General features: G+C 39.6%; 15 protein-coding genes and 1 pseudogene. 3 read left to right on the forward strand and 13 right to left on the reverse strand.

All coding sequences use genetic code 11. The features are described 5' to 3' along the window. Positions 1 to 9: 9 nt before the first annotated feature. From metE to D8805_RS06710, 11 genes and pseudogenes are all read right to left on the reverse strand, one after another. Positions 10 to 2,259: a 5-methyltetrahydropteroyltriglutamate--homocysteine S-methyltransferase gene (metE, locus tag D8805_RS06660; protein WP_125416357.1), complete on the reverse strand. Its 2,250-nt coding sequence runs from the start codon at positions 2,257 to 2,259 to the stop codon at positions 10 to 12. Positions 2,260 to 2,635: 376 nt separating this feature from the next. After that, positions 2,636 to 3,001: a TIGR02328 family protein gene (locus D8805_RS06665; protein ID WP_125416359.1), complete on the reverse strand. Its 366-nt coding sequence runs from the start codon at positions 2,999 to 3,001 to the stop codon at positions 2,636 to 2,638. After that, positions 2,985 to 3,389 (reverse strand): YbgA family protein, encoded by a 405-nt coding sequence (locus tag D8805_RS06670; RefSeq protein ID WP_125416361.1) that lies wholly within the window; start codon positions 3,387 to 3,389, stop codon positions 2,985 to 2,987. Before D8805_RS06670 ends, D8805_RS06665 begins: the two co-directional genes overlap by 17 nt. Before the next feature lie 135 nt (positions 3,390 to 3,524). Beyond that, on the reverse strand, positions 3,525 to 6,569 hold the full coding sequence (locus D8805_RS06675; RefSeq protein ID WP_125416363.1) for a type I restriction endonuclease subunit R: 3,045 nt from the start codon (positions 6,567 to 6,569) through the stop codon (positions 3,525 to 3,527). 56 nt (positions 6,570 to 6,625) lie between these two features. After that, positions 6,626 to 8,368, reverse strand: coding sequence for a restriction endonuclease subunit S (locus tag D8805_RS06680; protein ID WP_125416365.1), 1,743 nt, complete (start codon positions 8,366 to 8,368; stop codon positions 6,626 to 6,628). An 11-nt stretch (positions 8,369 to 8,379) separates the two neighbouring features. Continuing rightward, complete coding sequence (locus D8805_RS06685) at positions 8,380 to 9,255, reverse strand: Abi family protein (RefSeq protein WP_084946401.1); 876 nt, start codon at positions 9,253 to 9,255, stop codon at positions 8,380 to 8,382. Between the two features lie 134 nt (positions 9,256 to 9,389). After that, positions 9,390 to 9,685 (reverse strand): annotated as a pseudogene (locus tag D8805_RS06690) (cell filamentation protein Fic); the annotation flags it as partial. Next, a complete protein-coding gene (locus D8805_RS06695; protein WP_125416367.1) occupies positions 9,660 to 11,246 on the reverse strand; it encodes a type I restriction-modification system subunit M in 1,587 nt (528 codons plus the stop codon). The pseudogene D8805_RS06690 and the gene D8805_RS06695, both read right to left, overlap by 26 nt. A gap of 107 nt (positions 11,247 to 11,353) precedes the next feature. Beyond that, positions 11,354 to 12,730: a reverse transcriptase domain-containing protein gene (locus D8805_RS06700; RefSeq protein ID WP_084946404.1), complete on the reverse strand. Its 1,377-nt coding sequence runs from the start codon at positions 12,728 to 12,730 to the stop codon at positions 11,354 to 11,356. Positions 12,731 to 12,802: 72 nt separating this feature from the next. Continuing rightward, positions 12,803 to 12,994 (reverse strand): hypothetical protein, encoded by a 192-nt coding sequence (locus D8805_RS06705; RefSeq protein ID WP_002879571.1) that lies wholly within the window; start codon positions 12,992 to 12,994, stop codon positions 12,803 to 12,805. A 433-nt stretch (positions 12,995 to 13,427) separates the two neighbouring features. Next, positions 13,428 to 16,061: a DEAD/DEAH box helicase family protein gene (locus D8805_RS06710; RefSeq protein WP_125416370.1), complete on the reverse strand. Its 2,634-nt coding sequence runs from the start codon at positions 16,059 to 16,061 to the stop codon at positions 13,428 to 13,430. A gap of 135 nt (positions 16,062 to 16,196) precedes the next feature. On the opposite strand from D8805_RS06710, the gene D8805_RS06715 reads away from it, so the two are divergent. Next, positions 16,197 to 16,814, forward strand: a complete 618-nt coding sequence (locus D8805_RS06715) for a TVP38/TMEM64 family protein (RefSeq protein WP_084868372.1) — start codon at positions 16,197 to 16,199, stop codon at positions 16,812 to 16,814. Positions 16,815 to 16,861: 47 nt separating this feature from the next. On the opposite strand, the gene scrK is transcribed toward D8805_RS06715, so the two are convergent. Continuing rightward, positions 16,862 to 17,749 carry a fructokinase ScrK gene (gene scrK, locus D8805_RS06720; RefSeq protein ID WP_125416372.1) on the reverse strand — a complete coding sequence of 296 codons (888 nt, stop codon included), beginning with the start codon at positions 17,747 to 17,749 and terminating at the stop codon, positions 16,862 to 16,864. Positions 17,750 to 17,907: 158 nt separating this feature from the next. Then, entirely contained in the window at positions 17,908 to 19,794 is a 1,887-nt protein-coding gene (locus D8805_RS06725) for a sucrose-specific PTS transporter subunit IIBC (RefSeq protein WP_125416374.1), read from the reverse strand. 380 nt (positions 19,795 to 20,174) lie between these two features. On the opposite strand from D8805_RS06725, the gene D8805_RS06730 reads away from it, so the two are divergent. Both D8805_RS06730 and D8805_RS06735 read left to right on the forward strand, forming a co-directional pair. Continuing rightward, positions 20,175 to 21,629 carry a sucrose-6-phosphate hydrolase gene (locus tag D8805_RS06730; protein ID WP_125416376.1) on the forward strand — a complete coding sequence of 485 codons (1,455 nt, stop codon included), beginning with the start codon at positions 20,175 to 20,177 and terminating at the stop codon, positions 21,627 to 21,629. Then, entirely contained in the window at positions 21,610 to 22,575 is a 966-nt protein-coding gene (locus tag D8805_RS06735; protein WP_125416378.1) for a LacI family DNA-binding transcriptional regulator, read from the forward strand. Before D8805_RS06730 ends, D8805_RS06735 begins: the two co-directional genes overlap by 20 nt. Positions 22,576 to 22,603: the final 28 nt, after the last annotated feature.

The raw sequence follows: 22,603 nt of genomic DNA on the forward strand, positions 1-22,603 counted from the left end.
AATCTTATCTTATAATTTCTCACGCGCAGCTTTTGCTGCCTCGACAAGGCGGATCAAGCTTTCTTTTGTTTCTGGAATACCACGTGTTTTCAAACCACAGTCAGGGTTGATCCAAACTTTCTTGCTTGGAACTTTGGCAAGAATAGCATCAATTGTGTGGTCGATTTCGCCTTCATTTGGCACACGAGGTGAATGGATATCGTAAACCCCAGGTCCCACTTCTGTTTGGAAGTTTTTCGCTTTGAGTTCGTCCAAGATTTCAAGGTTTGAACGGCTTGCTTCAAAGGAAATAACGTCCGCGTCCATGTTGTCGATAGCTGGGATGATATCTGTAAATTCTGAGTAACACATGTGAGTGTGGATTTGAGTGTCTGGCGCTACTGTAGAGTGTACCAAGCGGAAGGCTGGAATAGCCCAGTCAAGGTAGTCTTCATACCAGTCGCTACGACGGAGTGGCAATTTCTCACGGAGAGCAGCCTCGTCGATTTGGATGATTTTCACACCAGCAGCTTCAAGGTCAAGCACTTCATCCTTAATGGCAAGAGCGATTTGAAGAGTTGAGTCCTTGATAGAGATGTCTTCACGTGGGAACGACCAGTTAAGGATAGTAACAGGTCCAGTCAACATACCTTTAACAGGTTTGTCTGTACGGCTTTGTGCGTAGCTAGACCATTTGACAGTGATAGGGTTAAGACGAGTGACATCACCCCAGATGATTGGTGGTTTCACCCCACGCATACCGTATGATTGTACCCAACCATTCTTAGAGAAGAGGTAACCTGACAAGTTTTGACCGAAGTACTCAACCATGTCATTACGCTCGAATTCACCGTGTACCAGCACGTCAAATCCAACTTCTTCTTGCCATGTGATCCATTCGTCGATGGTTTCAGCAAGGAAAGCGTCGTACTCTTCTTGTGACAATTCACCCTTACGGTAAGCCAAACGTTTGGCGCGGACTTCCTTAGTTTGAGGGAATGAACCGATGGTTGTTGTTGGAAGGGCTGGAAGTTTAAAGGCTTCTTCTTGGATAGCTTCACGTTCAGCAAAGGCTGGCAAACGAGTGTAGTCTGCGTCTGTCAATCCAGCGATACGCGCACGAAGTTCTGCATTTTCACCCACACGCTCAGTCGCAAAGAGTTCTTTGTTAGCTGCAAGAGCTTCTGCACCTTGACCATTGCGGATAGCATCCAAGTCACGAAGTTCTTCCAATTTTTCAACTGCAAAGGCAAAGTGGTTCAAGATTGCTGGTTCAAATTCTTCGTTAGCAGTTGTAAATGGCACATGAAGAAGTGAGCATGAGCTTGTCAAGACAATGTTTTCAGCTGGAATTTGCTCAAGAATAGCTAAGCTCTTTTCATAGTTGTTGCGCCAGATGTTTTTACCATTGACGATACCTGCATAGAGAGTCTTGTCAGCTGGGAAACCACCTTTAACAAGTTCAAGAGTTTTCTTACCTTCAACGAAGTCCAAACCGATGGCATCTACTGGCAAGTTCACAAGGTCAGTGTAGACGTCACGAACGTCACCGAAGTAAGTTTGAAGCAAGACTTCAAGACCTTTTTTGTCAGCCAAAAGTTTGTTGTAGAGGTTCAAGAAGAGAGCTTTTTCTTCAGCTGTCAAATCTTTGACAAGAGCCGCTTCGTCGAGTTGGATGCGAGTCGCACTAAGTTCCACCAATTTAGCAAAAACTTCTTGGTAAGCAGCCACTAAGCTGTCTACGAAGTCTTCTGCTTTCACGCCTTCTTCAAAGTCTGACAATTGAAGGAAAGTGAACGGACCTACAAGGACTGGACGAGTGTTGAGACCAAGTTCTTTGGCTTCTTGGAATTCGTCAAAGATCTTGTGACCTGCAAGTTTGACTTGAGTGTCTTTTTCAAATTTAGGCACGATGTAGTGGTAGTTGGTGTTGAACCATTTCTTCATCGGAAGGGCACGAACATCCCCTTTTTCTCCTTGGTAACCACGACCCAAAGCAAAGTAACGCTCAAGGTCAGACAAGTCCAAGTTTTGAACGGAAGCAGGCACCACATTGAAAAGGAAAGCCGCATCTAGGAAGTTGTCATAGTGAGAAAAGTCATTTGATGGGATTTCAGTGATGCCTTTTTCTTTGACAATGTTCCAGTGTTTCGCGCGCAATTCTTTTGCTGCTGCTAGGAGTTCTTCTTCTGAGATTTCTTTTCTAAAGTATTTTTCAGTTGTAAATTTTAATTCGCGGAATTCGCCCAAACGAGGGAAACCGATAATTGTAGTTGACATGTTTTGTCCTCCAAAATTTGTTATTGAAACTATCTTAACAGAAAAGAAACTGTCTGTATAATTGTAAATAATTAGGCTTTGATATAGTTTGAAACTATATCACTCTTTTGAACAAAAGAAAAAGACTTGAGACCAGCGTCTCAAATCCTTTATATTGCTTGTTTTATGGCTGTATTTTAGTTGGAATGCTCAAACGAGCTATTGACGATTCTTATAAGTGACTATGGCATGCTATTAGAAAAGACTATAGGTTGGTTTTCTTTTGTAATTCTGATATTTCCCTGAAAAAGAAAACCTTCAGAAAATTCTAAAGGTCTCATCTTTATTATTCGAAAAAATTACGAGAAGAGTTATAATGTGGAGCTAATCCTGACTCTTACTCCAGCTCAATACCTTTCTCTCGGAGATTAGCCAGGCACTCCTCATAGTATCCTGCGTCATGCTCACTATAGATAGGATTGCCCAACTCTTCCTCAGGTAAGTCTTCATAAGGAGGACAGGTCTTGCCACGGTAGTTCTTGTCCAGCCACTCTGGACTGACATTGTAGCCACGGCCAGCCATCTCCTCCATGATCAAGCGATGATAGGCATAGAGACGATAAGGCGAGTGGGTAAAGACATAGTCCACCGTCGCATGCTTTCTGCCCCAGCCATTGCCACGCAGGGCGCAACACTCTCGATGTTGCCCCAAAAGTTGAGGACGGGGAAGTTTTGAAATCAAAGCCTCATGCCAAAGTCTCATGGGTGTCTCCTTTCAGTAAAGTAGAATGTTGCAAGTAGGTGTTGGGATAGCGGTCAAGCAAGTCTCGAGTTTTAGCGATCAAGTCTTCCTTGGAAGCCTGACCAAAGCGGTAGCGATCCAGTAAGAGCATATAGTCCTTACGCTCGGCATCTGTCACTTTCTTTTTGAAATAGCCCCAAATATGCTGAAAGGCATTGCAAACCTGACCTCTATGCTCAGGGATTTGACAGGCACGGTCGATCAGTTCTTGAACATGACTCAGCTCCACCTGTTCATTCTTCAAGTATTGGCGAATCTCATTGTAAATATTGCTGGAATGGCTCAAAACGAGGTATTTGTTTCTAGCCCAGAGTTGCTGGCACTGGGATTTTTGGTTAGTTTGTTCCATGTTTCTCCTTGTTTTCTATCCGTTTCCAGGAAATATGGAAACAAAGTTGTAATTTAAAAATGAGCGAATAGTGAGCGAATTATGAGTGTTTTTTGTAGTTCCTGATTTTTCTAATAAGCCTTGATTTAGAAATCATCAAATACCTGAATAAGTCTCTACTAACAATTGAATCTTACGTAAAACTTCTTGCTTTTTCCGTTCACGCGCTCCCTGTCTACGAGAAGTTGGTGGAATAATCGAATCCAAATCGGTCCCACTATTTTCAGCATAACCTCGTTGAATTGATTTGTCGATGAACAATTGATAATCAGCTACAAGTTTCTCAGCCTCAGCTAGGTCGTGAATCGCAATTTTCTTGCGCTCCTTGCCATATTCGTAGAAAGCATTGACAATCCCATCATGGTCTTTCAATTTTTGCAAATCGGTGTCATTGATAAATCCAATAACCAACTCTTCTTTGGCACGAATATCAATACTAGAACGAATCACACGACTAACTTCTGCTTTCATTACTTCTTTAGACTCAGAATTCTTCGATTTTTCAACAATCAATGCAAGGATATAATCCAGATTAATCTCATCTGTTTTTAAGAGTTCGATTTCAAATTCAACATCTGAAAGATCAACATCCAAATCCTTAGTTTTTTCATAGTTTTTAAGATTCAAAAATTCATCTCGAATTTCCACATAAGCACTTCTTAAATCCTGAAGATAGCCTTCTGAAATAGGTTTGTCGATTTCTTGGAATTCGTCATAATTTCGAAGAACATTATCAAGCTTCAATAACTCACCAAATAACTTAACAAACTCTTTTTTATCGTGCTCTGTTTCAATCTCTTGCGGATTCGGGAATCTTTCCAGAATTTCCTGACAAACTGCAGTGTATCCTTTGACCTCGATACCCGTTACCTGATCCACGAAACCATCCATGTATTCGCTAAAACTTTTTTCTAAGATGATTTCAAGCTTATTGGTGTCCCCAAAAGTCTTAATAGCTTCTTGCGTAGCCTTTTCTAAATCACGGAAACAAACAATATTTCCAAAAGGTTTAACCCTATTAAAAATTCGATTGGTTCTCGAGAATGCCTGAATCAATCCATGATAACGAAGGTTTTTATCGACAAAGAGAGTATTCATGGTCGGAGCATCAAATCCTGTCAAGAACATCCCCACTACAATCAGTAAATCCACTTCCTTGGACTTAACTCGTTTAGAAAGGTCACGATAGTAATTTTGAAACTCTTTGCCATCTGTCGAAAAGTTGGTCTTGAACATTTGATTATAGTCGTAGATTGCCTTAGCAAGAAACTCTTTAGATGAAAGAGGCATGGCTGTATCTTGAGGGTTTAGCTCCTCGTCTTGAATTTCCCCATAAGCAGACTGTTCTTCGTTAGGTGCAAAGCTAAAAATGGTTGCAACTTTCAAACGCTTAGCTTCTGGTAGAGCTACCTGTTGTCGCTGAAGTTCGTCGTAGTATAGTTTAGCAGCTTCAATACTTTGTACAGTCAACATAGCATTAAATCCAAACAGTTGTTTTTGCTTATGAGTATAGTGTTGATTTCGATGCGTTTTGTCATTATAAACTCTCAACAGGTACTCTGTGATGGTTGCTATCCGTTCTGGATGCAAAAGGAGTTCCTTCTCCATCTTTTTGAGTTTCTTCTCATCAATCTCTTGACCAACTGCTTTTTCAGCTTCTCTATACTTATTGATTTCAGGCTTGATATAGTTGTAATCAACTTTAAACTTCAACACTTTTTTATCTCGAATAGCATCTGTGATAACGTAGTTATGAAGTTGTTCGCCAAAAACCTCTTGCGTTGTCTCTCCCGTTAAGCTATTTTCTGGAAAAATCGGTGTCCCTGTAAAACCAAATAGAGCATACTGTTTAAAGGCCTTCTTAATACGCTTTTGAGCCTTCCCAAACTGGGAGCGGTGACATTCATCAAAAATTAAAACATATTTTTTACCATAGATTTCATGATTTGGATTTGCAGTGATAAACTTATTTAACTTTTGAATGGTTGTAACAACAATACGGTCGTCTTCTTTTTCAATACTGCGTTGGAGTTCTTTTGTATTATTGCTACCATTGACTGAATTTGGTTGAAATTTTTGATATTCCTTCATAGTTTGATAGTCTAAGTCTTTTCTATCCACCACAAAAATCACTTTATCAATATAGTCCAACTCTGTCGCCAAACGAGCTGTTTTAAAGCTGGTCAAGGTTTTCCCAGACCCCGTCGTATGCCAGATATAACCACAGGCATTGATAGTGCCAAAATTCTTCATCTCGTTAGATGAATGAATCTTGCGTATAATACTCTCAGTAGCCGCTATCTGATAAGGACGCATGATGAGCAAGGTATTATCAGAGTCAAAAACACAATACTTGGTTAAAACTTCTAAAAGAACTCGTTTGCTCAAAAAGGTAACGGTAAAGTCTTCAAGGTCATGAATTGTTTTATTTTTACGGTCTGCCCATTCACAGGTGAACTCATAATGATTTTTATTTTGAGCTGTCGTATTTGCAAAGTAGCGTGTATAAGTGCCATTAGAAATGACAAAAATCTGAATATATTTGTATAAAGAATTTTCACTATTGAAACTTTCCTTACTATATCTATGGATTTGTTCAAAAGCTTCTTTAAGACTAACCCCTCGTCTCTTTAATTCAATCTGAACTAAGGGAAGGCCGTTTACTAGGATGGTCACATCATAACGGTTGGCATGGCTCCCCACCTGAGTCACTTGATTGATGACCTGCATACTGTTATTGTGAATGTTTTTCTTATCAAGGATGAAAATATTTTTAATCCGTCCATCATCAAATACAAAGTCGTAGATATGATTTTCTTGGATTTTTCGTGTTTTTTCAACCAATCCTTCATTGGGACAATCCAGATATTCTACTACAAAGCGATTCCATTCAGCATCTGTAAAGGCCACCTTATTTAGCTTTTCAATCTGAAGCTTCGCATTTGCTAAGAGTTCAGTAGGTGTGTGAATATCTAAACGTTCGTAGTTGAGGTGATTTACCAAATCAGAAATCAACTGATTTTCTAGGTCAGCTTCTGACTGATACTCTCTATCCGTGCGGTACTCTGGTTGATACTCCGCTAAGAGAATCCCTTCATTTGTTTCCGCAATTGCTTCATGTACTTTTGAATAATCAACCATTGCATGCTTCCTTTTTTTGTTTTAATTGAGATTCTATCTCAAAATGATTAAAAAATTTATCTAGTCAAGTTTAATAATTGTTCTCTCCAGTATTCATACTGTTTCTGTCTTAGTTCGATTTCTTTTGGAAGACCTTCAGAAAGAGAGTTGGTCAGGGTGTTAAAATTGTCAAGAATGGAGACAATTCTTTTTTGTTCAGTAAGGGATGGTAAGTAGAACGTTACTTTATCAATAGCATCCTTAGATAATCTAGGAATACTAGCCTTTCGAACTTGTGATTTGAGTCTATCTTGCTTACTTAACAAGACATAGTACATAAATTTATCAGAAATATTATCTGACGTCTCTAATGTGTAGACATCATCTGCCGCCCAAAAATCCGTATCGCTATACCCAATTTCACCAGCTGCTCCTGCACAAATTACAAAGCTAGTATTTTTCACTCTGTTTGATTCGGTATAATATCCTAAGGGCGTCAAACTGTTTTGATAAACTGGAAAACTTCCTGAAGTAGTTAGCTGATTTCTAACAAGACGTTTCCCACGTTGCAAATTGACGACTTGTCCCACCTTCACTCGAATTGGACCAAATACCCATTTTAAAAGCTTGATAATAGCGGAGTTGTCCCACTCCTCTACTCTACTCTCAGTGTACTCGCCTTCGGCTACGAATGTCAAGAGTTTTTCTCTAAAATATTCGTACTGTTTTTGGCGTAGTGTAATCTCCTTGGGCAGTCCAATATTTAAGTCGTTACATACTGTATCAAAGTTGTCTAGAACTTGAACAATACGAGACTGGATTTCAAGAGATGGTACTGGGATTTTGAAGGATTTTATTATCCCAGCATTAATATTTGATTGCGATCCTTGTCCCATTGATTTCAAGGTCTCATAATTATAAGTCAACCAATAGTAAACATAACGATAATTTGCTATATCTTCATCTATCTCAATGTTACAGCATGCTTGATTTGTTGTTAATGGAATTTTGGCAATACCCACTTTCGCAGCAGTTGCTCCGTACATAGCCACTATAACCGCATTTTTTTCAATCCATTTAGCTGATGAATTCGCTAATCCTTCTTCCGTTATGCCTAATTCTGTATCATAAATCTCCCGAAAATCTACCTCTTGAGTTCTAAGCCAAGGAATTGAACCTCCATAATATAAACTATTTGATCTATCTGGTGTGCCTCCTGATGTTATCTTCTTAGAAACCTCTAGGAGTGTCTTCCACTCAACCTGATAAACCTCATCATCAAATGATAACAGTTTATCTCTATAAAAAGAATATTGCTTTTTACGTGAGATCAATTCTGAGGTCAATTCTGTAACATACTCAGTCATTTTGTCAAGTTTTTGCACGATCTTTTCTTGAATTTCTAGAGGAGGGATTGGAATTAGGAGTTTTGAAACGTCCTTAGGATATACATGCGGCACACCTGAACCTTTTTTCAAACTAAAAATAATTTCTTGTTTTTCAAGAAGACAATGATATAAATACTTCGTACTTAACATTTCCTCAAATGGTTTAATAGAAAAAGCATCTGATACAAAGATAGGTTCTTTCCAATACATCACAAAACCTGCATATGCTCCACTACCTGCAACAGTTATTGTTTCACCTTCTCTGTTAAATTCTCCATGAAAGTATGCAGGTTTCTGACCTCCAGAAATAACTGGATAAGGTCCATCAGTAGCTGTTTTATAGGTAATTGTTTTCCCACGTTTTAAAAATGCCACTTCCCCCAACTCTTTCCACTCAACAGGACAGTTTTGGATTTCTTCTAGGATGTTCATATTATAGTTCCTCATTTCTTCAGTACTTCTTCCCACTCATCGACAAATCCAATATGATGCAGATGAATCACTGCTTGATAGCGTTTAATGAGTGCTGACAATTCCCCTAGAAATCCTTCGTTCCATTTTTTCTTATCAGGGTATAAGCTTTTAACTGCATAAAGTTGTGCCATTAGTCTATTTTTTAATTTACTATTTTCGTTCATAAAAGTAGGGAGTTGACTAGGTATCTTTGTGAAGCTTGTATAATATAATCGATTATAGTGGGCACAGTAATTTCTTAAAACTACTGCAACTTCTAGATAGGTTCTAACTTGAGTGGACTTTATACAAACATTTTTAGCAATATCTTGCTGGATATCTATCGGAGAATCTGCAAAAAATTTCGAAGTCATTCCAAAAGAAAAAAATTCTACTAAAACCCAAATAGGAAACTCTCCATCATATTTTCGCTGATGATGCTTATAAATCGGACTTTTCTTCCTATGCTTCAACTCGTTTTCAATATTTCCTAAAAATTCATTATGTTTATGAAATTTATTAAAAGTAGTCGCTTCTTTATAAGCTAAAGCTCCATATTTATTCCCATGATGATAGGCAACTTGAGTTCTAAAATACAACTCAATGTCCTCTAAATACTTGAAAATAAGCAAACGTAACTCTGCATCAAAACAAGCAATTCCATAAATTTTCTCCAAAGAAACCTTGCTGGAATCATATTTCTGCGTCTCTTTATCACGAAAAGGTAAAAAATAAGCAGTTAGCCGATAATAATTAACCTTTTGTAAAATATCAATCGCATACTCATTTGATTTGATATCTTTACATCCGTGCTCAATTAATTTGGCCACCTGCTCATCCCAAGTTTTAAATTCTTTAATTTTCATAATAACTTCCGTATAAAAAAATGTCCGCCTTGTCACATCAAAGAGAGGTGGGCGGTCCTATTAACTCTATTATACCGTTTTTAACAGATAATTCAAGGATTTTTTGCTTTTTTGAAATTATTTTCAATATAGTATATACGATAACCAATAACCAAAATCATATCAAGATTATAGTCGGTGACTTTTTTGACTGAGTTTTACCAGCTATTGCACCGTGACGAGTGGTTGTCAACTGATAGTTGACAACCACTGCTTCATCCAGTTCACCGTCTTCAAAGATCGCCTTTATATGTTTACTAATGTTTTGCTTGGAGGTCTGAAAGAGTTCAGCTAGTTCTTGTTGGGTCAGCCAGACCGTTCCATTATCCAGACGAAGTTCAATAGCGGACTCCCCGTCATCAGTTCTATAGAGAATCACACCATTTGCCATAGCTAAGTTCCTCGACAATCTTATCTATCTCTGCACGCAAGTGGTCAATCTTGGCAACAGTCTCAGCGATTTCTTTATTGAGCACATAAATATCAATTTTTTCACGTGTATCTTCTTGTTCGACATAGGTTGAGACAGATAGATTGTAGTCTTGCTCTGAGCCAATCACTTCATTATCAACAAGAGCTGCTTTATAATCCACACTTTGATAATTAGTGAACAATTCAACAATATGCTCAATATTACTATCTGTCAAAATATTGTTATTGGTTTCTTTTTTGAATTCTCTACTCGCATCAATAAAGAGGGTTTTATTTTCAAGTTTATTCTTCGCCAGAACTAAGATCGTGGTCGCAATAGAAGTTCCAAAGAAGAGATTGTCTGGAAGGGCAATAACAGCTTCAACAAAGTTGTTATCTACAAGATACTGACGAATGGTCTTTTCAGCTCCTCCACGATAGAAAATTCCTGGGAAGCAAACAATAGCTGCCCGACCTTTATTGGACAAGTGGTTGAGACTATGCATGATAAAGGCAAAGTCAGCTTTTGACTTGGGTGCTAACTTACCAGCTGGCGCAAAACGGTCATCGTTTATCAGCGTTGGGTCTCCATCTCCCACCCATTTGACAGAATACGGAGGGTTAGAAACGATAGCATCAAATGGCTTTTCTTCTAAATGCTGAGGATTTAAAAGGGTGTCTCCTCGCTTAATGTCAAAGTTATTGTAGTTGATATTGTGCAAGAACATATTCATACGAGCCAAGTTATAGTTGGTCATGTTGATTTCTTGACCAAAGAAACCATCCTCTAGAATATGTTCTTCATATTGTTTTTTCATCTGTAACAAGAGTGAACCCGACCCACAAGTTGGGTCATAGACCTTGTTAATCTTATCCTTGCCGACCATGACTAGTCGAGCTAGTAGTTTAGAAACTGTCTGAGGTGTGAAAAATTCACCCCCGCTTTTTCCTGCATTACTAGCATAGTTGGAAATCAAGAACTCATAAGCATCCCCAAAAGCATCAATATCATTGTCCTGAAAGTTGCCAAAGTTAATGCTATTGATACCATTGAGGATATCAGATAGGCGTTTATTTTTTTCTGGAACACTTCCACCAAGGATGTTACTTCGTGTATCTAAGTTATCAAACAAGCCTTTGATATCGTCCTCTGATTTGAAGCCAATCGCTGACTTCTCAATAGCCTGAAAGATATTGGCCAAGTCTTCGTTTAAATTTTCATTTTGTGAAGCATCCTTGACAACATTTTCAAACAATTGGCTAGGAAGAATAAAGAATCCTTTAGCCTCAACTGTACCTGGTTTGAAATCTTGCTCAGCCTCTTGGTCACTCAAGTCAGCATAGCGAAATTCCAAATCCCCAGCCTCATGTTCTGTATGGTCAAAATAGTCAGCCATGTGTGCAGAAATAAAACGATAGAACAGAATTCCCAGAATGTACTGTTTAAAATCCCAACCGTCTACAGCCCCACGCACATCATCAGCAATCGCCCAAATTTTACGATGCAACTCCTTGCGTTCTACATTTTCTTTACTTGTCATTTTTACTTCCCTAGTTCAATGCATTATCCGTTATATTTTATCATATTTCAAGAAAAAGCACTTGAACTAAGAATGAAATTGTATCCTAAAAGTTAGACAGAAAAAATCTAACTTTTAGGATGCAGTACAGAAGAGCGAGTGGTTTTCATTTTAGAGTGAATTCTGTATCCTAATGCCTTTTCAATTTTTTTCTTTCTATTTTTTAATTGTGACAACATTAGATTAGAAGTATTTGGACTAATTTTATCAAATATTTCCTGGGACCTCTGAGCATATTTTATAAAATTGCTAGGATATTTTTTTGATTTTCCAAAATCAGTATACAATGAGTAAATTTTGTGACGATTTGGTAACTTCTTTAAACCTTTCTTCTTTTGAATATATTTAGATTTGTATATCAATTTTCTACCTTCACGATAAAATTTATAGATACTCTTTTCACGAATTTTGACATTATTACCATCAAATCTAAACCCTAAATAATCTATACTATTTACTTTGTTATGTTCATTCAATAACACATTATCATTAATAAAAAATTTTTTATTTTTATCAGTCTGTAAATGAATTTTATTCTCATCTGATAATTCTTTTAATAAATTTGTAATCGCCTCTACAAAATTATTTCCATACCTAGAATACAGTTTTTCAACATCTAATACAATTATAAAATCATCAGAATATCTTTGATAAAAACCATCAAATTCTTTTGAAAGTTCAGCTAACCTCCTATCAAAATCAATAGCATAGATATTAGCAAAAACTCCACTTAATGAATTTCCTTGAGGGATTCCAAAAATATTTTTGTTTAATTTGCATTTATTATATTTCTGATATTTTCTAAAATCACCTATACTACGAAAATAACTAGCATCATTTTTCAGTACCAAAGAATCATCAGAAAAATCTAAAGTACTTTTTTCAATAAAGGCAAATTTAGTTAGTGATTTATATATGTTATACCAATCACTGGGTAATTGTTGAACTTTTAATACTCTCTGCAATCTATCCTTTAATAATTTGTGATCCAATGTATCAAAAAATTTTTCAAAATCACCAATAATTACAAAAGCATTGTCTTGCTTCTCTATAAAAGAAATCGCCTCCGCAGCGAAATCTATACTACTTTGATGTTGTTTATTCGTACGATATGCCACCGAGAAGAAATTTAATTCATTATCCTCCATCCACTCATTGTAGCAAATGTTTAGTAAGTCAGAATAATATTTATATATCAAACCATCTAAATGGCCTGCATACATTAGAGGACGAATCTTAAACTTTACAGGTCTACCATCAATATTACTAAACTCATAACCAACGTACTTAGAACTCTTCCGCTCATAACGCAAAAAAGGAAGAAAGCTATGATGAGCAACCTTCTCCGGATTTTTAATATAATCTATTACGTCATCAATTTTAATTCGTTTATCAATATGACGATATTTCTTACACTTATACGATTTGAAATTTATTATTTCCATAAAACAAAAGGAGCAATATTAGCAATAGGTCGGTATTCCTATAACAAAAGCTAATATTGCACACTTATTAATTTATTTTATAATACCGAATACCAAATTAGTCACGAATGTCAGAACGATTTCTTCAAAGAAATCCATCAGTAATTCCTCCAATTCTTTAAACTGGTTGATTTGACTAAGAGTCGAACGAAGACGAGGACGTTGTCGAAGTTCGAATCCAAACTGCCGACCGAGGCAGATTGCAGTGATAATCAAAATTAACATCTTCTCATCTATATTAATTATAGCACAATTTGTAGCTTGTGAGCAAGTGTCTATCATTGTGACAGATAAATTCGACTTCCCATACGGCTGAACCTATGGACAACTTTATTTTACCATTTTAAAAAACGAAGTCAAGTAATAATTAATTCACTATCTAACTATATTTAGTAATTATTTCAGAACTGATAAATTTTAAAATTAACTAACGATTCGAAGGATACCTGCTAGGCATACACTCCGTCTGTCAGATAGAGACTCTTACTATTTTTAGATTTTAACTTTTCTAGCTTTAGAATACATCTAAACTTTAGGAAAGACAACTATTCGAAGCTTAGAATACTCATAAATTTATGTATTTCTTGTCATTCTAAGTTTAGAATGCATATAAACTTTAGTAAATTCATATCTTCGAAACTTCGAATAGCTACCTCCCCTACTCCAACCGGCTTTTAACTTTCTTCTTAGTCAAGGTACGATCATTTTTGTTAGAGAGAGCTTTGATACGAGCTTCGAGAAGGATTTTCCGTCCGGTCTCTGTTCGTGTGTAGACGAGATGATAACGTCCGATAGTCGACGTCAGAAAGTCGAGAAATTTCTGTGCTTCTTCCTTGCGCTTTTCAAAAAGACTAGGAACGACATAGTAAGGTGACTGACCTTGTCGGACTTTCTCTGCCTTCAAGAGATAGCGCTGGTTATCCACTGGAGCAAAGAACTCTCCCACAGTCTGAGCAAATAGCTCCTTGTCCCTCATGCTTCCTCCCTTGAGATAGGCGAAAACCATATAGTTTTCCTTGTCCTCCTCTACCTGAACACGGGATTGATCATCCGTTAGATGCCCCGAATCTAGCAGAGCCTTTCGGATCTGCTCACCCAGAGACTGCAAGCGTTTATAGGGACTCTTATAGCGGAGGTAGCGCCAAGATGCAAAGGCCAAAAAGAGGAGACAGGCTGTCGTAAGCCACCAAACACCGATCAATCTCAATCTAAATAACAAGACCAACAAATCCACTGCCAACAAGAGCAATGACATGCGAACCCATTTTAATGCATCAAGCAAGAGCATGACTGGGATTTTCTGTTTTTGAGTTGCAACTTCTGTAACTATCTCGAACTGATCCGCTACGACAAGAGCATCTTGCCATTTTTGTCTCAAGCCTGCTCGATCCTTGGAGAGACTCTTAACTCGCTCATTATACTCACTAATTTGCTTTTTCTTAAAAGGGGGCTTTGGAAAATCCAAACGATCCAAACCGGTCTCAATACTCTCCTGATTATAAGCCAATCCAAGAAAATGCTCCATCCGTCGCGACAAGGTCTGCAGATCCTGATTGCTCTCTGGTCTAGGCTCCTCACCAGGAAGAGTGATAAGTGCTTGCGCTTGAACGGCTACCAGATGCCAAATGTTACTGGTCTTTTCTGGATGTCCCGGCCAGATACGAATGGCACGCCCGCGCATCTGGTTACTCAGCATAAAGCTCCCCACAAAGCTTCCGAGGATTAGGGAATTAACACAAGGAGCATCCCAACCCTCTCCGAGGAGAGATTTGGTTCCGACTAGGACTTGGATCCGACCGCGTTGGAAAAGTTCCGTCACCGCCGCTACAATACCCTTAGCCGTACTAGAAAATCCCACCAGTACATAATCCTCTTGATCTAACTGACCAATAGACGAGAAACTAAGATGAACCTGAGGCAAGAGTTCCTTCAACTCTGCTGCCACATTGGTGGGAAGAATAACAACACTCCCTGACAAGACAGCCAAAGATACAGGTATCTCTTGCTCCTGAGCTTTTCGACGAATGCTTTCAAAATAAGGGAGAACCCCCAACTGAGAAATGGTCGCCTGATCATCTCCCAGATAACTAGCAAAATCCTTGCGAATATAGTCAGCTAGTACTAACTGTCTCAGTTCCTGACCTAAACTTTCATACTCTGTCAAGAAGATATCGGCAATGGCAGACAATTTCCCCAGAGATTGGGTTAAAAGCTGATCAGAAGCCTTAGACTTAACCAGATAAACCTGACGTTTTTCCACCAACCCACGCGCCTTCAAGTCAGCCTCTAACTTTTTCCTATATCCATCTGTATCCTCATACCAATCTGGTGTCTGATAGAGTATGCTCTGCAACAGCGTCTCCAGCCAGTAGAAGGTCAATGCTGGAAGCTTCTGGGGTCCCAGTAAATTTTGCAAAGAGGGAGGAATCGTTAACCCCTGAGAATGCATATAAATCAACATAGCAGACAAGTACTTAGGGTCTTCTAGTAGAACATCGGATGAAATGTCTCCTTTGAGTACCTTTGAACCTGATACTAGAGCTTGAAAGTCAGGATTGACCAAAAGCTGATGGATATACTCCCACTTTCTATCTTCAAACTGCCTGAGGTGTTCCGACTCTTCAGCTGTTGGTGAACAGATATAAACAAAATCCTGATGAGGGCAGAGGGTGTCTTCCTTGACCAGCTCGGGTACCGTGATTTCTTGGTCAATTTCCCCACACATACGGATATAGCGTTCCCAGAGTTCTGGCTCGCTGTCATAAGGTGGTGTCGCTGTCAGGGAGATGACTTGTAGCTGTTCATACTGCTTGCGAAAGACTTCCAGACTTTTCCACCATTCATTGCGCAGATGGTGGCATTCATCCAAGCAAAGAGTCGCAACTTTCTGAGTTCTTAGATTTGCAAGCAAATCAAACCCCACGAAATCCTCTGCTTCACCATCTTCTTGTGATTGCAGTTGGTTCATGGCACTATGAAAAGCCTGATAGGTCACAATCGTTAGTGCCTTCATCTCCTTTAAGTTTTGGGAAACGAGATCTGAAATCTTCTGTTCGTTCTCTAAAAAGGCTGTTTGGATCCTATCTACCCATTGTTCACGAATGGTGACAGTTGGAACCAAGACAAGGGCTGGGTTGCCAAAACGAGCGATCAGCTCGATACCAATGGTGGTCTTTCCAGACCCTGGTGCCGCCACTAGGTGAACATGGTCATCTGTTTGATAGTTCTGAAAACGATCTAGGACTTCCTTTTGGTACTTTCTCCATCTTCCTTTAAATTTAAAATCTAACATTTCTTTCACCATTATATCTCTTGACTTACTCCTTTAATTGTACCACACTTATATAAAAAGCAAGATAAGGAATCAAATTAGTCTTTATAAGAAAAATATGGTATAGTAGAACCATACTATCTATAAGGAGTTTCTATGTCACAGCATAAACAAATGAAAGCTGTTTCTCCCCTTCTACAGCAAGTCATCAATATCTCATCTATCGTCGGGGGAGTCGGCACCTTGATTTTCTGTATTTGGGCCTATCAGGCGGGTGTTTTACAGTCAAAGGAAACCCTATCAGACTTTATTCAGCAAGCTGGGCTTTGGGGGCCACCACTCTTTATCTTTTTACAAATCCTACAAACTGTTGTTCCGATTATTCCGGGAGCTTTGACCTCAGTGGCTGGGGTCTTTATTTACGGCCACATCATCGGAACTATCTATAACTATATCGGCATCGTGATTGGCTGTGCCATTATCTTTTACCTCGTCCGTCTCTACGGAGCTGCCTTTGTCCAGTCTGTCGTCAGCAAGCGCACCTATGACAAGTACATCGGTTGGCTAGATAAGGGCAATCGCTTCGAGCGGTTCTTTATCTTTATGATGATCTGGCCTGTCAGTCCAGCTGACTTTCTCTGCATGCTGGCTGCCCTTACCAAGATGACCTTCAAACGCTATATGATTATCATCGTTTTGACCAAGCCCTTTACCCTAGTGGTTTATACTTATGGTTTGACCTATATTATTGATTTCTTCTGGCAGATGTTTTGAGAATAGAAAAATCCGTTTGGTTTCCCAAGCGGATTTTTCTGTTTGTTTTATTTTGCGACACTCTTAGCAAGGACAAAGTTCCCAAGTGTGGCAGAACCATTTCCAGCAACTGCTGGAGTCACGATGTAGTCACGCACATCTGGTACTGGTAGGTAACCGTTGAGAAGAGCAGTGAATTTCTCACGCACACGGTCCAGCATATGTTGTTGGGCCATGACCCCACCACCAAAGACAATCACATCTGGACGGAAAGTCACAGTAGCATTGACAGCAGCTTGAGCGATATAGTAGGCTTGAACGTCCCAGACAGAACTGTTGAGTTCGATGTTTTCACCACGAATACCTGTACGGGCTTCAAGACTTGGACCAGCCGCAAAGCCTTCCAAACAACCCTTGTGGAAAGGACAAACACCGTTAAATTCTTTTTCCACATCCATTGGGTGTTTAGCCACATAGTAGTGACCCATCTCAGGGTGACCGACACCACCGATAAACTCACCACGTTGGATAACACCTGCACCGATCCCTGTACCGATCGTGTAGTAAACCAAGTTTTCGATACGGCCACCAGCATTGTTACGAGCAACCACTTCACCATAGGCAGAGCTGTTCACGTCTGTGGTGAAATACATGGGTACGTTGAGGGAGCGGCGAAGGGCACCAAGTAGGTCTACATTTGCCCAGTTAGGTTTTGGAGTTGTTGTGATAAATCCGTAAGTTTTTGAGTTTTTATCGATATCTATTGGACCAAAGGAACCGATGGCAAGGCCTGCAAGATTATCGAATTTTGAAAAGAATTCGATGGTTTTATCGATGGTCTCGATAGGAGTTGTTGTAGGAAATTGTGTTTTTTCTACAACATTAAAATTTTCATCTCCGACAGCACAGACAAATTTTGTACCGCCCGCTTCTAAGCTTCCATATAATTTTGTCATGATAAACCTCTTATCTTTGTTTTCTCTATTATAGCACATTTTAAAGGGCTAGATTTCTCAATATTTTAGATTTTCCTCTGTAAATCTTACCATCCAAGTAAAAACGAACAAACATAATATTTGTTCGTTTTGTTTTTAGATTTGATTTTCGAAAAGGACTAGGCTTTCACTTCGATGATAGCGTCACCCTTGACAACTGAACCGCTTGCGACTGGTGTCACAGAAGCGTAGTCTGCTGTGTTGGTCACGATAACCATTGTTGTGTCGTCAAGACCTGCAGCAGCGATTTTGCTTGAATCAAAGGTTCCGAGAACATCACCAGCTTTGACCTTGTCGCCTTGAGCAACTTTTTGTTCAAAGCCTTCACCGTTCATAGTCACCGTATCAATACCAACATGGATCAAGATTTCAGCTCCATTAGCTGTCTTCAAACCGTAAGCATGTCCTGTGGCAAAGGCGATTGATACTTCTGCATCAGCTGGTGCATAAACCACACCTTGGCTTGGTTTTACTGCGATACCTTGTCCCATTGCACCACTTGAAAAGACTGGATCATCAACATTCTCAAGGGCAACTACGTCCCCAACGATTGGAGTTTGGATTGTTTCATTTTGAGGAGCTACTGGAATGTTACCAGTTGTTTCTTCTTGAACCAAGCGTTCTGTCGCCACTTCACTAGCAACTTCTTCTTCGTCCTCGTAACCAAACATGTAGGTAAGGGCAAAACCAAGAACAAATGATACAGCTACCATAAGAAGGTATTGTAGAAGTTGTCCGTTACCAATGTAAAGCATTGTACCAGGGATGACTGTGATACCATTACCAGTACCAGCAAGTCCAAGGATAGATGCCAATCCACCACCGATTGCACCAGCAATCAATGAAAGGAAGAATGGTTTACGGAAACGCAAGTTAACCCCGAAGATAGCAGGCTCAGTAATACCTAGGAAGGCAGAAAGAGCAGCTGGGAAAGCAAGTGTTTTCAGTTTAGGATTTTTCGTTTTAACACCAACGGCTACTGTCGCAGCACCTTGAGCAGTCATGGCAGCTGTGATGATAGCGTTGAATGGGTTAGCATGGTCAGCAGCAAGCAATTGAACTTCAAGCAAGTTGAAGATGTGATGAACACCTGATACGACGATTAATTGGTGAACTCCACCAATCAAGAAACCACCAAGTCCGAATGGCAAGTTAAGAATAGCTTTTGTTCCAATGAGGATGTAACTTTCAACAACGTGGAAGACTGGTCCGATAACAAACAATCCAAGGATTGACATTACAAGGAGTGTTACGAACGGTGTTACCAAGAGGTCAAGTACATCTGGAACAACTTTACGAACAGCTTTTTCAAATTTAGCTCCGACAACCCCGATGATGAAGGCTGGAAGAACTGAACCTTGCAAACCTACAACTGGGATAAATCCGAAGAACTGCATTGCAGTTACTTCACCACCAGAAGCAACAGCCCAGGCATTTGGAAGTGAGTCAGATACGAGCATCATACCAAGGACGATACCAACGGCTGGGTTACCACCGAATACACGGAAGGTTGACCAAACAACCAATCCTGGCAAGATAATAAAGGCTGTATCAGTCAAGATTTGAGTGTAAGTTGTCACATCTTCTGGAAGTGTCATCCCAAGAGCAGTCAAGAGACCACGAACACCCATGAAGAGACCAGTTGCTACGATAACTGGAATGATTGGTACGAATACGTCACCGAAAGTACGGATAGCACGTTGGAACCAGTTTCCTTGTTTAGCAGCTTCTGCTTTCATGTCTTCTTTAGAAGAGGTTGGCAAACCAAGTGCAACCACTTCGTCGTACATCTTGTTTACTGTACCAGTCCCAAAGATGATTTGGTATTGGCCTGAGTTAAAGAAAGCTCCTTGAACTTTATCCAAGTTCTCAATCACTTCCTTCTTGATTTTCCCTTCATCTTTGACCATGACACGTAGACGAGTCGCACAGTGGGCTACACTGTTGACATTTTCACGTCCGCCAAGGGCTTCGATGACCTTTTTTGCAATATCCTGATTGTTCATTTGCAAAAATCTCCTTATAAAAATTTTGTAAAGTGTTTGAAAGCGATTTTATTCGCCCTACGACTATTATTTTATCACGTTTCTAAAATATGTCAAGCGTTTTGCAGAACTTTTTATTTCCTTTCTTTTATTCCTGATTATTCTTGATCGTTTTTGAGGGATATTTTCTTTTTCCTCAAAAAAATATCTTTATAATTGAGGAATCAAGGCTTTTATTTACATTTTCTTTCATTTTTTCGTGAAAATTTGCCAGATTTCCTTTACTTGATTTCTGGCAATCGTTTGACATATTTTTCTTTTTTTTAACATAAAAGACTTGCTTTTTTTGCAGAAAACGTTTACTATTAATAATAGAATAGAACTTATGGAGGAAAGATAAAATGGAATGGACAACTGAGCGCCGTTACAGACGCTATGAAGACTGGTCTAGTGATGAAATCAAGCAAATCAAGGAAAAGATGGCACAATCTCCTTGGCATACTCGTTACCATGTCGAGCCTAAAACAGGGCTTCTCAATGATCCAAATGGCTTTTCTTATTTTGATGGCAAATGGATTCTCTTTTACCAAAACTTTCCCTTTGGTGCAGTCCATGGGTTGAAGTCTTGGGTGCAGCTTGAAAGTGATGATTTAGTGCACTTTACAGAAACTGGAGTCAAAGTTTTGCCAAATACTCCATTGGATAGCCACGGTGCCTACTCTGGTTCTGCCATGCAGTTTGGCGATCAGTTGTTCCTATTCTATACTGGAAATGTCCGTGATGAAAACTGGATCCGTCACCCTTACCAGATTGGTGCTTTGATGGATAAGGATGGCAAGATTACAAAGATTGACAAGATCTTGATTGGCCAGCCAGCAGACTCTACTGACCACTTCCGCGATCCGCAAATTTTTAACTTCAAGGGACAATATTATGCTATCGTCGGTGGACAGGACTTGGAGAAAAAAGGCTTCGTCCGTCTTTACAAGGCTGTGGACAATGATTATACAAACTGGCAAACAGTTGGCGACCTTGACTTTGCCAACGACCGCACTGCCTACATGATGGAATGTCCAAATCTAGTCTTTGTAGGGGAGCAACCTGTCCTTCTTTACTGTCCACAAGGATTGGATAAAGGTGTTCTAGATTATGATAATATCTATCCAAACATGTACAAAATCGGGGCTTCCTTTGATCCTGAAAATGCCAAAATGGTAGATGTGTCTCCATTGCAAAATCTAGACTATGGTTTCGAAGCCTATGCAACGCAAGCCTTCAACGCTCCAGATGGACGTGCACTAGCAGTAAGTTGGCTTGGGTTGCCCGATGTTTCTTACCCATCTGACCGTTTTGACCACCAAGGAACCTTCTCATTGGTCAAAGAACTCACTATCAAAGATGGCAAACTCTACCAATATCCGGTCGCAGCTATCAAAGAACTTCGTGCCTCTGAGGAACCCTTTTCAAATCGTACTCAAACCAATAACACCTATGAACTCGAGCTCAACTTGGAGGCCAATAGCCAAAGCGAGATTGTCTTGCTCGCTGATAAAGATGGCAAGGGGCTTTCAATCAACTTTGACCTTGTCAATGGACAGGTGACAGTGGATCGTAGTCAGGCTGGTCAACAGTACGCCCAAGAATTTGGTACGACTCGTTCTTGCCCTATCGATAACCAAGCTACTACTGCCACTATCTTCATCGACAAGTCAGTCTTTGAAATTTTCATCAATAAAGGAGAAAAAGTATTTTCTGGTCGTGTCTTCCCACATGCGGACCAAAATGGTATCCTCATCAAGTCTGGAAACCCAACTGGAACTTACTATGAATTAGATTATGGTCGCAAAACTAACTGATGTCGCAAAACTTGCAGGCGTCAGCCCCACTACCGTCTCACGGGTCATCAATAAAAAGGGTTATCTATCTGAGAAAACCATTCTCAAGGTAAATGAAGCCATGCGAGAGCTAGGCTACAAGCCTAATAATCTGGCTCGAAGCCTCCAAGGAAAATCTGCCAAGTTGATTGGACTTATTTTTCCTAACATCAGTCATGTCTTTTATGCGGAGTTGATTGACAAATTGGAACACCAACTCTTCAAAAATGGCTACAAGACCATCATCTGTAACAGCGAACACGACTCTGAAAAAGAACGGGAGTACATTGAAATGCTGGAGGCCAACCAGGTCGATGGTATCATTTCTGGAAGTCACAACTTGGGAATCGAAGACTACAATCGTGTGACAGCACCGATTATTTCCTTTGACCGAAATCTATCACCAGACATCCCTGTCGTCTCCTCTGATAACTACGGTGGCGGGGTCCTCGCTGCCCAAACTTTGGCCAAGACTGGCGCTCAGTCTATCATCATGATTACAGGAAATGATAACTCGAATTCACCGACTGGACTGCGCCACGCTGGCTTTGCCTCTATTCTCCCGAAAGCGCCTATTATCAATGTTTCGAGTGACTTTTCTCCCGTCCGAAAAGAAATGGAAATCAAAAATATCTTGACCCATCAGAAACCAGATGCGATTTTTGCTTCGGATGATTTGACAGCTATCCTGGTTATCAAAATAGCTCAGGAGCTAGGTATCTCTGTTCCTGATGAGCTCAAGGTCATCGGCTACGATGGGACTTACTTTATCGAGAACTACTATCCTCACCTGACAACGATTAAGCAACCTATGAAAGAGATTGCCCAACTCACTGTTGATCTTCTCTTGCAGAAGATTGAAGGCAAGGAAGTTGCGACAACTGGTTACTTCTTACCAGTCACCCTATTACCAGGAAAAAGTATTTAATACTCTTCGAAAATCTCTTTAAACCATG

Source organism: Streptococcus oralis subsp. dentisani, from assembly GCF_003944205.1.
Classification (GTDB): Bacteria; Bacillota; Bacilli; order Lactobacillales; family Streptococcaceae; genus Streptococcus; species Streptococcus oralis_BH.